Origin of the sequence: Streptomyces sp. NPDC048370, from assembly GCF_043200825.1 — a bacterium.
Lineage (GTDB): Bacteria > Actinomycetota > Actinomycetes > Streptomycetales > Streptomycetaceae > Streptomyces.
In genome coordinates this window covers 183821-195438 of sequence record NZ_JBICYI010000012.1, presented here as the reverse complement: position 1 = coordinate 195438, position 11618 = coordinate 183821, and the positions used below count along the sequence as shown (strand labels likewise).

The 11618-nt window shown below is 73.2% G+C and carries 13 protein-coding genes and 1 pseudogene; 6 read left to right on the top strand and 8 right to left on the bottom strand.

Annotation, left to right across the window (positions count from 1 at the left end; all coding sequences use genetic code 11):
• Positions 1 to 80: 80 nt before the first annotated feature.
• From ACGFYP_RS25225 to ACGFYP_RS25205, 5 genes and pseudogenes are all read right to left on the bottom strand, one after another.
• Complete coding sequence (locus tag ACGFYP_RS25225) at positions 81 to 503, bottom strand: ribonuclease domain-containing protein (RefSeq protein WP_393497689.1); 423 nt, start codon at positions 501 to 503, stop codon at positions 81 to 83.
• A 115-nt stretch (positions 504 to 618) separates the two neighbouring features.
• Complete coding sequence (locus ACGFYP_RS25220) at positions 619 to 1332, bottom strand: flavin reductase family protein (protein WP_393497686.1); 714 nt, start codon at positions 1330 to 1332, stop codon at positions 619 to 621.
• 30 nt (positions 1333 to 1362) lie between these two features.
• Positions 1363 to 1470 (bottom strand): annotated as a pseudogene (locus ACGFYP_RS25215) (3-ketosteroid-9-alpha-hydroxylase); the annotation flags it as partial.
• Positions 1471 to 1497: 27 nt separating this feature from the next.
• A complete protein-coding gene (locus tag ACGFYP_RS25210; RefSeq protein WP_393497683.1) occupies positions 1498 to 1716 on the bottom strand; it encodes a hypothetical protein in 219 nt (72 codons plus the stop codon).
• On the bottom strand, positions 1700 to 1936 hold the full coding sequence (locus ACGFYP_RS25205; RefSeq protein ID WP_393497680.1) for a hypothetical protein: 237 nt from the start codon (positions 1934 to 1936) through the stop codon (positions 1700 to 1702). The genes ACGFYP_RS25210 and ACGFYP_RS25205 overlap by 17 nt, the downstream gene beginning before the upstream one ends.
• 220 nt (positions 1937 to 2156) lie before the next feature.
• On the opposite strand from ACGFYP_RS25205, the gene ACGFYP_RS25200 reads away from it, so the two are divergent.
• Positions 2157 to 2324 (top strand): hypothetical protein, encoded by a 168-nt coding sequence (locus ACGFYP_RS25200; protein WP_393497677.1) that lies wholly within the window; start codon positions 2157 to 2159, stop codon positions 2322 to 2324.
• 179 nt (positions 2325 to 2503) lie between these two features.
• On the opposite strand, the gene ACGFYP_RS25195 is transcribed toward ACGFYP_RS25200, so the two are convergent.
• Entirely contained in the window at positions 2504 to 2983 is a 480-nt protein-coding gene (locus ACGFYP_RS25195) for a 2-keto-4-pentenoate hydratase (RefSeq protein ID WP_393497674.1), read from the bottom strand.
• Positions 2984 to 3188: 205 nt separating this feature from the next.
• On the opposite strand from ACGFYP_RS25195, the gene ACGFYP_RS25190 reads away from it, so the two are divergent.
• Positions 3189 to 6362, top strand: a complete 3174-nt coding sequence (locus ACGFYP_RS25190; protein WP_393497671.1) for a trypsin-like peptidase domain-containing protein — start codon at positions 3189 to 3191, stop codon at positions 6360 to 6362.
• A 103-nt stretch (positions 6363 to 6465) separates the two neighbouring features.
• On the opposite strand, the gene ACGFYP_RS25185 is transcribed toward ACGFYP_RS25190, so the two are convergent.
• Together ACGFYP_RS25185 and ACGFYP_RS25180 are read right to left on the bottom strand one after the other, a co-directional pair.
• Positions 6466 to 7347 carry an SDR family oxidoreductase gene (locus tag ACGFYP_RS25185; RefSeq protein ID WP_393497668.1) on the bottom strand — a complete coding sequence of 294 codons (882 nt, stop codon included), beginning with the start codon at positions 7345 to 7347 and terminating at the stop codon, positions 6466 to 6468.
• 1 nt (position 7348) lies between these two features.
• The gene (locus ACGFYP_RS25180) at positions 7349 to 8113 is read right to left on the bottom strand and encodes an SDR family oxidoreductase (protein WP_393497664.1); all 765 of its coding nucleotides are present in this window, start codon (positions 8111 to 8113) and stop codon (positions 7349 to 7351) included.
• Positions 8114 to 8180: 67 nt separating this feature from the next.
• Here ACGFYP_RS25180 and ACGFYP_RS25175 point away from each other — a divergent pair, with 67 nt between their 5' ends.
• From ACGFYP_RS25175 to ACGFYP_RS25160, 4 genes are read left to right on the top strand one after another with little or no spacing between them, the layout of a single operon-like run.
• Positions 8181 to 8942 (top strand): enoyl-CoA hydratase family protein, encoded by a 762-nt coding sequence (locus tag ACGFYP_RS25175; RefSeq protein WP_393497661.1) that lies wholly within the window; start codon positions 8181 to 8183, stop codon positions 8940 to 8942.
• Positions 8939 to 9784, top strand: coding sequence for a CoA transferase subunit A (locus ACGFYP_RS25170; RefSeq protein ID WP_393497658.1), 846 nt, complete (start codon positions 8939 to 8941; stop codon positions 9782 to 9784). Before ACGFYP_RS25175 ends, ACGFYP_RS25170 begins: the two co-directional genes overlap by 4 nt.
• A complete protein-coding gene (locus ACGFYP_RS25165; RefSeq protein WP_393497655.1) occupies positions 9781 to 10539 on the top strand; it encodes a CoA-transferase subunit beta in 759 nt (252 codons plus the stop codon). Before ACGFYP_RS25170 ends, ACGFYP_RS25165 begins: the two co-directional genes overlap by 4 nt.
• A complete protein-coding gene (locus tag ACGFYP_RS25160; protein WP_361967759.1) occupies positions 10539 to 11588 on the top strand; it encodes a nitronate monooxygenase in 1050 nt (349 codons plus the stop codon). The genes ACGFYP_RS25165 and ACGFYP_RS25160 overlap by 1 nt, the downstream gene beginning before the upstream one ends.
• Positions 11589 to 11618 lie beyond the last annotated feature (30 nt).

Genomic DNA, 11618 nt, shown 5'->3' with positions numbered 1-11618 from the left:
GGGGTTCCGCCCTGCCCGGTCCGCGGCCGGGGGCGTGGGGAAGATGCGGCCGCGGACCGGGTGTTCAGGGAGTCGCGCGGTCAGCAGTCGTAGTCGACGAGGTCGAACGAGGCGTAGTGGTCGGCGGTGTAGTAGTCCTCCTGGTGCGACTCGCCGGTCACGATGCGGCGCGCGCCCCGGGTGGTGGAGCCCGGGGTCTTGACCGTGTACTCGTGGTAGTAGCCGGTGGAGTGGGCCGGGAGGATGCCCTCCCGGTTCTGGAAGACGCTGCCGTCCTGGCGGTAGGGGAAGGGGCCGCCCTGCTCGATCAGGCGGAGGGTGTCGTGGGCCTGGGAGGGGAGGTCGGAGTAGCAGATGTCTCCGACGGGGGCGGCCGAGAACGCGGACGCGGCCGGTGCGGCGGAGGTCGGGGCGACGGCCGCGGTGGCCGGGGCACCGAGGAGGAGAGTCGAGACGAGCGCGGCCGCGCCGCCGATGGCTGAGATTCGTGGGGGGATCCTCATGGCTCGATGATGACGCGCGTAGAAGTGACTCGAACAGTCCAACTCCCTTCAATTCCACGGACGTTAACTTTTTCCGCACGTTGTGGGGACGGCGTGTGCGGCCCTCACTCGTACGTCACTTCCAGCCGCTCGCCGAGGGGCACCGCCTGGCAGGCGAGCACATCTCGGCCAGGTCCGACGGGTCCAGGACCTCGTTGCGGGCCATCTTGACCTCGCCCGCCGTGATCCGGCAGGTGCAGGCCGCGCAGGCGCCCTCGCGACAGGAGTACGGGGCGTCGACGCCGGCCGCGAGGAGGGTGTCGAGGAGCGGGGTGGCCGGTCCGCCGGTCACCCGGTGGACCTGGCCGTCCAGGCGGACCTCGGCGGTGTACGTGGCCTGGTCGACCACCGTCTCCTCGCGGGTGAAGACGTCCTCGGCGAGGGAGAAGTACCGCTCCCGGTGGACGCGGCGCCCGCCCGCCGACCGTACGGCCGTCTCCGCCGCCTCCATCAGCGGGGCCGGCCCGCACAGGTAGATGTCCCTGGCTGCGTACGGGGCGAGGGCGGGGGCGAGCAGGTCTGCCGTCGGCAGGCCCTGGAGGGACTCCAGCCAGTGGGTGAGGACGAGACGCCCTGCGAAGTCCTCGGCCAGTTCGCGCAGTTCGTCGCGGAAGACGACGGAGGACTGGTCCCGGTTGGCGTAGAACAGCGCGACCCGCCCCTCCCCCGCCACCAGCGCCGACTTGGCCAGCGAGATGACGGGGGTGATGCCGCTGCCACCTGCGACCAGCAGCATGTCGCGGCCGGGGAAGGCGGGGGTGAAGGTGCCGGCGGGCGGCAGAACCTCCAACTCGTCCCCGATACCGACCCGTTCGCACAGCCAGCCGGAGCCGCGCCCGCCCGGGACCTTCTTGACCGTGATCTTCGGAGCCTCGCCGGTGTGCGGCGAGCTGGCGAGGGAGTAGCAGCGGGCGCCGCCGTCGGGCAGCCGTACGGTGAGGAACTGGCCCGGGCGTTAGGGGAAGTCGGCGTCGAGGACGAGGGAGACGGCGTCGTCCGTCTCGGGGACGACCTCGGCGACCGTGACCCGGAGGCTACGGGCACGACCGATTCCGTCACTGCTTCGGGCGCTGGTCCCACCACTGTTCCAACCACCGGTCCCGCCGCCGGTCCCGCCGCCGGTCCCGCCGCCGGTTCCGCAGCCGGTCCCCGCGACGCTACGGAAGGTCTGCACCGGTCACCTCCAGCGTGCCGCTCGCCACCGCCGCGTCGATGGAGCCGCGCAGCTCCTCGCACGCGCGGACCCGCCCGGCGGGCTCGCCCCCGGCGACCCGCGCCCGGACGACCGGGCACACGGCCGCCGAGGGGCCCGACCACTGCACGGAGGTGTGCGCCGGGCTGAACTTCTCGCACAGCACCTGGTTCCCGCAGGCGGCGCACTCCACAGGGCGCATCACCGCGCGCGCCTTGCCAGGTTCTCGGCGACCTCGGCCTCCCACGCCCGGTTGGCCCGAGTGGTGTCGATCTCGAACTCGAACCGCTCGACCATCTCGTCCCCTCGGCGTCGAGGTGCGCGGTGAGGTTGGCGGGCGGGACGACGGCCGGGCCGAGGGCCGCGGGGGTCAGATCGACGGCCTTGATGCCGCGTTCGCGGTAGCGGGGAGCGTTGGCCCGGTGGACGAGCGCGGAGGTCGCCTCGAAGACGAGGTCGGGGAGTTCGGCCCCGTCGAGGAGCCGGTCGACCCCGTCGTCGAAGGTCCGCAGGCCGATCCTGCGGGCCCGGGCGAGCCCTTCGCTCTCCGGATCGACGCCGATCATCCAGCGGGGCTCGATGTGGGGTGAGCGCAGGAGCTTGTGGAGCAGGTCGGTACCGATGTTGCCGGAGCCGACGATGGCGGCGGTGAGGGTGGTCATCGTGCCTCAGCAGAAGGAGAGGGAGACGGAACCGAGCCCGGTGAACTCGGCGGTGTACGTACGCCCGGCGGTCACGTCGACGGCGCGGGTGCAGGAGCCGGGCAGGATCAGGTGCCCCTTCCTGAGCGGGACGCCGAAGCGGGCGACGGTCCTGGCGAGCCAGGCGACGGAGACGGCGGGGTCGCCGAGGACGGCGTCGCCGCGGCCTTCGGCGAGGGGCGCGCCGTCCTCGTGGAGCCGGGCCTCGACGGCCTTGGGGTCGACGTCGCCGGGTGGGCGGCCCTCGCCGTGACGACGAATCCGGCGGAGGAGGCGTTGTCGGCGATCGTGTCGCCGATGGTGATGCGCCAGTCGGCGATCCGGCTGTCGATCAACTCCAGGGCGGGGACGACGCGTTCGGTGGCGGCGAGGACGTCGGCCGGGGTGCAGCCCTCGCCGGGGAGGTCGACGCCGAGGACGAAGCCGATCTCGACCTCGACGCGGCGTGCGCAGTAGCGGGCGACGGGGACGGGCTCGTCGGAGCGGAGCTCCATGTCGTCGAGCAGGTGGCCGTAGTCGGGCTCGTCGACGCCCATCATGCGCTGCATGACCGGTGAGGACAGGCCGACCGACCGTAGGCCGGTGGGGCGGCGCGGGGGGAGCGCGGATTCCCGCTGTCCGGGAAACCGCCGCCTCGCGCATTGCGGGCGCCCCACGCGCCTCTTCACGCCCCCAACAGGGATGATTACAGTACGTGATGGTACGGGCACATCTCGTGACGAGCGCATTGCCGCGAACCCACTGGAGAGATCCATGTCGCACATCACCGGCACGGTCCAGACCTTGTCACCCGCCGTCGTCATCGGGCCCGCCTCGGGCGCGCCCCCGACCTCGCCCGGAACGTGGGCGATCGACTTCCCGTACACGCCCGCGCCGTCGGGCACGAAGCTGGTGGTCCTGCACTTCCAGGGGGTGAGCCTGCCGGCGAACAACCGCCTGGAGGTCGAACTCGGCTACGGCAAGGACGTGTTCACCGCCGCCCACGGCTCCGAGTTCTGGTCCCGCCCGGTCAACGTGTACGCGCTGCCCGGCGGGCGGGTGCCCATCCGGTACGTCACCGACGGCGCCGCGACCGGCGGGGCGACGCTCGACCGGTACGCACGCGGCGAGCGGCACGCGGGCGAGCAGGACCCGACGGCGTTCTCGAACAGCGACCCGTTCCTGGGCGAAGCGGTGTACACGGAGCCGAAGTACGACCCGTTCTGGTTCTGCAACACGCCACCGAACTGGGAGAACGCGGCCTGCGCGACCCCGGCTTCGGACGTGCGGGCCCGGGTCGCGAAGAGCGTCGGCATGATCGTGGCGGCCCACGGCCACCACTTCTCGACCTGCTCCGTCACGCTCGTCGAGCCGAACGTGGTGCTGACGGCCGGACACTGTCTGACGGACGTGGCCGCGGAGGCCGCCTCGGCCTCGGTGACCTTCGACTACGCGACGGACTGCGCGGGCGCCCGGCCCGCCGGGTACGCGGCGCGCTTCCACAAGGTCGTGAAGGTGCTGCGGCACCGCTGGGACCCGAGCTCGGGCCTCGACTACTGCCTGCTGCAACTGGAGGTGCCCGCGGCCGGGCTCGGGATCACGCCGATCCCGATCAGACCGGACCTCCCGGCGCCCGGCGAGGCCGTCTTCGGGGTGCACCACCCCAATGGAGCGGTGAAGAAACTCTCCCCGCCGCACGCCTCGTTCGGCGGGATCATCACCAGCTCGGCGGCTGGGGTGGACGTCAACTTCGACGTGTCGGGCGGCAGTTCGGGCTCCGGTCTCTTCGACACCTCCGGCCGGGTGATCGGCGTCCTGTCCCGCGGCGGCGCGTGCCGGCTGTCGTACTCCCCGACGGCGAGCGTCCTCCGCGACCTCGCCACACCGCCCGGGCCGCCCGCGAACCGGGACGTCATGGTGGTGGTCGACCGCTCCGGCAGCATGACGGAGAAGGCCGGGACGGGCCGCGACCGTACGAAGATCGAGGAGGCCCGGGACGCGGCCTCGCTCTTCGTCCGGCTGGTCCGCGCGGGCACCGGGAACCGGCTCGGGCTCGTCTCCTTCTCCACGTCCGCGAGCTCACCCGTCGACTTCGCCCTGGCGCCGGTCACCGACGCGACGAAGACGGCGCTGGCCGGGCCGCCGCCGTACTCGGGCGGTGTGGTCGGCGGGCTCTCGCCCGGCGGGATGACGACGATCGGCGGCGGACTCGACGCCGCGCGCGGCCAGTTCCCCGCGCCGGGCACCAACCAGCGCTCCGTGCTGCTGCTCACCGACGGGCTGCAGAACACCCCACCGATGATCGCCGACGTGCGCGGCGGGCTCGCCGGGATCGACGTCAGTGCCATCGGCTTCGGCACGGAGACCAGTCTCGACGGGGCGCTGCTCACCCAGCTGACGCAGGAGCGCGGCGGGCTCTACACCCGGGCCGGGAACGGTCTGGCGCTGAAGAAGTTCTTCGGCCTCGCCTTCGGGAACATCTTCGAATCGGGCGCGCTCTTCGACCCCGAGTTCGACATGCCTGCGGCGGTGCGACGGAGCGATCCGATCCCGTTCCATGTGTGCGGGGAGGAGTCGCTGACCGTGGTGGTCGGCTGGGACAACGTCGACGGGGAGCTCGGCATCGGGCTGCTCACACCGGACGGCGACTTCGTGTCGACGTCCACCGCCGGGGTCGTCTCGGAGCACGGGCACACCTGGACGTTCCTGCGGGTGCCGCTGCCGTACGGGGAGGAGCGCGACGGCCAGTGGAGGGTGCAGGTGTTCCGGCCGGGCGGCGGCGAGATCCCGCCTCCGGGGGTGGACCTGCGGTACTTCGTGCAGGTGGTGGCCTCCGGCGGGCCGAGGCTCGACCGGGTGGCGGGACCGAGCCGCTTCTACACCGGCGACGTGATCAATCCGCGGGTCTTCCTGCGGTACGAGGAGGGCGGCAGCCCGCACCACGCGCGCATCGACCTCACGGCGACGCGGCCCACGGCGGGCGCCGGCAACGTCCTGACCCAGGCGGGGCTCAGGGCGCCCGTGACCGTCGGCGGTGACACGATCCCGGCCCGGCACGCGACGCTGCGGGCGCTGGAGCGGGCGGCGGGGAGGCCACTGTTCGGATACGTGAGCGAGACGTTCCCGCTCTTCAACGACGCCGCCCACACGGAGGGGGCCTTCGAGGCGGGCGGCCTCTTCGGCAACCCGCAGACCGAACTGCTCACGGTGGAGGGGAACTACACGTTCCACGCCCGGGCGGTGTACGGCGAGGGGTGCGTGTCGACCCGGGAGACGCAGTGGACGGTGCACGTCGACGTCTCGGTGGACCCGGGCCGGACGACGGTCACGGTCACCGGACCGCCCGACGGCGGCACGCTCACGATCGTCCCGCGCGACCGGTACGGCAACCACGTGGGGCCCGGTCACCTCGACGACCTCCCGATCACGGGGGCGCCCGGCACGACGGTCACGGGACCGGTGAGGGACAACGGCGACGGCAGCTACACGATCCCGGTCACCTGGGACCCGGACGTCCCGGGAGCCCCCGGGGTCATCGTCACCCAACCGGGCCGCCCGCCGGTGGTCGTGGCCCCGCCGGCCCCGCCCCCGGGCGGCGGCGACCCCTGCGAGGCGACCCTCCGCCGCCTGCTCAAGGCCCTCTGCCGCTGCCTGACCCGCCCGCCGCACGGGCCGTGCGGGTGCGGGCCGCATGGGCCGGGGGGACCGGGTGGGCCTGGTGGACCGGGTGGACCGGGTGGACCTGGCCCGTGTGGGCCGCACGAGCCGGGTGGGCCGCACGAGCCGGGTGGGCCGGGTAAGCCGCACGGGCCCAGCGACCCCGGCGGCCCCGGCGGCTCCGGCGGCCCCGGCGGCCCCGGCGGCCCCGGCGGCTCCGGCGGCTCCGGCGGCCCCGACAAGCCGAAGCCGCCGCGCCCCGGCGGCGGTTGCTGCGGCGACCGCACCTGACGACCGGGCTCCTGGCGGGGGGCCGGGGGGCGGGGGCTCGGCCCCCCACCCCCCCACCCCCCCCCGCCCCCGCACCCCGCCGCCCCCGCACCCCGCCGGCCCCTCAGCCCGTCGCCCCGTACACCCGCCCCGGCACCTCCGCATCGGCCAGCAGCTTCAGCGTCGCCTCCCCCGCCTCCGCCGGGGTCCAGCGCGCGCCCTTGTCCGTCGAAGGGCCCGGCCGCCACCCCTCCATGACCCTGATCCGGCCCGCCTCCGCCTCGAAGACGCGGCCCGTCACGCCCGCCGAGGACGCCGAGCCCAGCCAGACCACCAGCGGCGAGACGTCCTCCGGCGCGCCCTCCAGACCCGCGAAGGCCTGCTCGGTCATCCGGGTTCTCGCGGCCGGGGCGATCGCGTTGACCTGGACGCCGTAACGGCCCATCTCCGCCGCCGCGACCAGCGTCAGACCGACGATCCCGGCCTTCGCCGCCGCGTAGTTCCCCTGCCCGACGCTGCCCAACAGGCCCGCCCCTGATGTCGTGTTGACGACCCGCGCCACCGGCTCGCGTCCCGCCTTCGCCTCCCCCCGCCAGTACGCGGCGGCATGCCGCAGCGGCAGGAAGTGGCCCTTCACATGGACGCGCATGACCGCGTCCCAGTCGTCCTCGCCGAGGTTCACGAGCATCCGGTCCCGCAGGAATCCCGCGTTGTTGACCAGCGTGTCCAGGCGGCCGAAGGCATCGAGCGCGGCGGCCACCAGCGAGGCCGCGCCCTCCTCCGTGGCGATGTCGCCGCCGTGCGCGACGGCCTCGCCGCCCGCCGTGCGGATCTCCTCCACCACCTGCCCGGCCGGTGACCCGGAACCGGCGGAGCCGTCGAGCCCCACCCCCAGGTCGTTGACGACGACCTTCGCCCCCTCGGCGGCGAAGGCCCGCGCATGCGCCCGCCCGAGGCCTCGCCCCGCGCCCGTCACGATCACGACCCGGTCGTCGCACAGTCCCATGTCAGCTCTCCTTGTTGACAGTCGCGGCATCCAGAAACGCGGGGCGCTCGCCGCCCCCGTGCACCAGCAGTGCGGCCCCCGAGACGTACCCGGCCCGTTCGGAGGCGAGGAAGACGGCCGCCTCGCCGACGTCCGACGGCTCGGCGAGCCGGCCGAGCGGCACGGTCCTGGCGACGGCCTCGATCCCGTCCTCGTCCCCGTAGTGCAGATGGGAGAGTTCGGTCCTGACCATCCCGAGGACCAGGGTGTTCACCCGGACGTACGGGGCCCACTCGACGGCCATCGACCGCGCGAGGTTCTCCAGGCCGGCCTTCGCGGCGCCGTACGCGGCCGTGCCCGGCGAAGGGCGGGTCGCGCTCACGCTGCCGATCATGACGACCGAGCCTCGCGCTTCCCGCAGCAGCCCGTGGGCGGCCAGCGAGGCCATGAGCGGGGCGGTCAGGTTCAACTCCACCACCCGCGCGTGCCGTTCGGCCTCCCCCTCCTCCAGCAGCCGGTACGGCGTTCCGCCCGCGTTGTTGACCAGGACGTCGAGCCGTCCGTACCGCTCGCCGACCGCGGCGAAGAGTTCGCCGACGGCCGTGGGGTCCCGCAGGTCGACGGGGACGAAGTCGGCCTCCCTGCCCGCGTCCCGCACCGGCTCGTCCGGTGGCCGGCGGGCGCAGACGACGACCCTCGCCCCCGCCCTGAGGAAGGCCCGCGCGATGCCCGCGCCGACCCCCCGTGTGCCGCCGGTGACGACGGCCACCCTCCCGTCCAGCTCCATCGGCTGCTACCTTCCTCACCAAGCAGTCACCTAACAAATGTTTGGTGGAAAGGTAGCTGATCCGCTCATGGGTGTCTCCACCTCAAGCCCCGGCAAGGGCATCTCACTCGTCACCGTCGACTTCCCACCCGTCAACGCCCTGCCCGTACAAGGCTGGTACGACCTGGCCGACGCCGTACGCGCCGCCGGCCGCGACCCCGAGACCCGCTGTGTCGTCCTCGCCGCCGAGGGCCGCGGCTTCAACGCGGGCGTCGACATCAAGGAGATGCAGCGGGACCCCGGCCACGGCAGCCTCATCGGCGCCAACCACGGCTGCGCGGAGGCGTTCGCGGCGGTCTACGACTGCGAGGTGCCGGTCGTCGCGGCCGTCGGGGGCTTCTGTCTGGGCGGCGGCATCGGGCTCGTCGGCAACGCGGACGCGATCGTCGCCTCCGAGGACGCCACCTTCGGCCTGCCCGAGCTGGACCGGGGCGCGCTCGGCGCCGCCACCCACCTCGCCCGGCTCGTCCCGCAGCACCTGATGCGCGCGCTGTACTACACCTCACGCACCGCCACCGCCGCCGAGCTCCACGCCCACGGCTCCGTCTGGAAGGTCGTGCCGCGGACGGAACTCCTCGATGCGGCCCTTGAGTTGGCGGGCGAGATCGCGCGCAAGGACGGGTATCTGATCCGGCTCGCCAAGGCCGCCATCAACGGCATCGACCCCGTCGACGTGCGCCGCAGCTACCGCTTCGAGCAGGGCTTCACCTTCGAGGCCAACCTCAGCGGGGTCGCCGACCGCGTCCGCGACACCTTCGGCAAGGACGAGGCCAGGGAGGCCGGCTCGTGACCGACAAGACGATGACACCCGACGAGGTGGTGGGCCGGCTGCGCTCCGGCATGACCCTCGGCATCGGCGGCTGGGGCTCGCGCCGCAAGCCGATGGCCCTGGTCAGAGCGTTGCTCCGGTCCGAGATCACCGATCTCACCGTGATCTCGTACGGCGGCCCCGACGTCGGCCTGCTGGCCGCCGCGGGCCGGATCCGCCGGTTGGTGGCCGCGTTCACCACCCTGGACTCCATCCCCCTCGAACCGCACTTCCGCGCCGCCCGCGAACGCGGCGACCTCGCCCTGACCGAGCTCGACGAGGCCATGTTCATGTGGGGACTGCACGCCGCCGCCAACCGGCTGCCCTTCATGCCGGTCAGGGCCGGTCTCGGCTCCGACGTGATGACGGTCAACCCCGAGCTGCGCACGGTGACCTCGCCGTACGAGGACGGGGAGACGTTCGTCGCCGTGCCCGCCCTGCGCATGGACGCCGCCTTCGTCCACCTCAACCGCGCCGACCGGCTCGGCAACGGCCAGTACCTAGGCCCCGACCCGTACTTCGACGACCTCTTCTGCGAGGCCGCCGACACCGCGTACGTCTCCTGCGAGCAGCTCGTCGACCGGTTCGACGCCGACACCGCCCCGCAGTCCCTGCTCGTCAGCCGGCACAGCGTCACCGGCGTCGTCGAGACCCCGAACGGCGCCCACTTCACCTCCTGCGTCCCCGACCACGGCCGCGACGAGCCCTTCCAGAAGATGTACGCCACCACCCCCTGGCCCGAGTTCGCCGAGCGCTTCCTCTCCGGCAAGAGCGAGGACGACTACCAGCAGGCCGTCCGGACCTGGCACGAGGAGCAGCAGTGACCACGACCACCACGACACGAGCCCCCCTCCTCCCGCCCACCCGTCCCGAGTACTGCGTCGTCGCCTGCGCCGAGGCCTGGCGCGACAACGGCGAGGTCCTCGCCGCCGCCATGGCCCCGGTCTCCTCCTTCGGCGCCCGCCTCGCCAAGCGCTCCTTCGCCCCCGACCTGCTCCTGACCGACGGCGAGGCGATGCTCGTGGGCCTCGACGGGGAGCCCGAGGGCTGGCTGCCGTACCGCCGCCATCTGACGATGGTCACCGGCGGCAAGCGGCACGTCATGATGGGCGCGAGCCAGATCGACCGGCACGGCAACCAGAACATCTCCTGCATCGGCGACTGGTCCCGGCCCGCCCGCCAACTCCTCGGCGTACGCGGAGCGCCCGTCAACACCCTCAACAACCCGGTCAGTTACTGGATCCCCAAGCACTCGCCCCGGGTCTTCGTCGAGCGCGTGGACATGGTCAGCGGCGTCGGCTACGACCGGGCGGCGGCCGCGGGGGCGGAGCGCTTCCACCGGATCCCCCGGGTCGTCTCCGACCTCGGCGTCTTCGACTTCGAGACGCCCGACCGCTCGATGCGGCTCGCCTCCCTGCACCCGGGCGTCACCGTGGAGCAGGTCCGACAGGCCACCGGCTTCGCGCTCGTGATCGGCGAGGACGTCCCGTACACCCGCGAGCCGACCGCCGAGGAGCTGCGGATGATCCGCGAGGTGATCGACCCCAAGGGGCTGCGGGACCGGGAGGTACGGGTCTGATGGAGACGGCGCTGACCCGGCTCACCGGGGTCCGGTACCCGATCGTCCAGACCGGCATGGGCTGGGTCGCCGGGCCCCGCCTGGTCTCGGCCACCGCCGAGGCGGGCGCCCTCGGCATCCTCGCCTCGGCGACGATGACCGTCGAGGAGCTGCGCGCGGCGGTCCGCGAGGTGAAGTCCCGTACGGACCGGCCCTTCGGGGTCAATCTGCGCGCGGACGCGGGCGACGCCCGCGAGCGGGTGCGGATCATCATCGACGAGGGCGTACGGGTCGCCTCCTTCGCGCTCGCCCCGTCCCGGGAGCTGATCGCGGAGCTGAAGGACGCGGGCGTGGTCGTCGTCCCCTCGATCGGGGCGCGGCGGCACGCCGAGAAGGTCGCGGCCTGGGGCGCGGACGCGGTGATCGTGCAGGGCGGCGAGGGCGGCGGGCACACCGGCGACGTGGCCACGACGGTCCTGCTGCCGCAGGTCGTGGACGCGGTCTCCATCCCGGTGATCGCGGCCGGCGGCTTCCACGACGGCCGCGGTCTGGTGGCCGCGCTCTCCTACGGGGCGGCGGGCATCGCCATGGGCACCCGCTTCCTCCTCACCTCCGACTCCACCGTCCCCGACGCCGTGAAGGCGAAGTACCTCGCCGCCACGGTGAAGGACGTGACGGTGACGACGGCCGTCGACGGGCTGCCGCACCGGATGCTCCGTACGGAGATGGTCGCCGCCCTCGAACGGGCGGGCCGGGTACGGGCGTTGGCGCAGGCGGTCCGCCGGGCGGCGGGCTTCCGCAAGCTCTCGGGGCTCTCCTGGCCGGCCATGGTCCGCGACGGCCTCGCGATGAAGCACGGCAAGGACCTGTCGTGGAGCCAGGTCCTGCTCGCCGCGAACACACCCATGCTCCTCAAAGCGTCCATGGTCGAGGGCCGCACCGACCTCGGAGTCATGGCGTCCGGACAGGTCGCGGGGATCATCGAGGACCTCCCCAGCTGTGAGGAACTCGTCCTGCGGGTCATGTCCGAGGCCGAGAAAGTGCTCCGCACCCTGCCATCACCAGGGTGAACCCACTCTCCCCGCACGGGAGTTCAGACA

Coding starts and splice junctions, on each gene's coding strand:
- ACGFYP_RS25195 (WP_393497674.1), bottom strand. CDS start 2,983: ATGCAGCGCATGATGGGCGTCGACGAGCCCGACTACGGCCACCTGCTC.
- ACGFYP_RS25225 (WP_393497689.1), bottom strand. CDS start 503: ATGAGGATCCCCCCACGAATCTCAGCCATCGGCGGCGCGGCCGCGCTC.
- ACGFYP_RS25180 (WP_393497664.1), bottom strand. CDS start 8,113: ATGGAGCTGGACGGGAGGGTGGCCGTCGTCACCGGCGGCACACGGGGG.
- ACGFYP_RS25160 (WP_361967759.1), top strand. CDS start 10,539: ATGGAGACGGCGCTGACCCGGCTCACCGGGGTCCGGTACCCGATCGTC.
- ACGFYP_RS25185 (WP_393497668.1), bottom strand. CDS start 7,347: ATGGGACTGTGCGACGACCGGGTCGTGATCGTGACGGGCGCGGGGCGA.
- ACGFYP_RS25175 (WP_393497661.1), top strand. CDS start 8,181: ATGGGTGTCTCCACCTCAAGCCCCGGCAAGGGCATCTCACTCGTCACC.
- ACGFYP_RS25190 (WP_393497671.1), top strand. CDS start 3,189: ATGTCGCACATCACCGGCACGGTCCAGACCTTGTCACCCGCCGTCGTC.
- ACGFYP_RS25205 (WP_393497680.1), bottom strand. CDS start 1,936: ATGCGCCCTGTGGAGTGCGCCGCCTGCGGGAACCAGGTGCTGTGCGAG.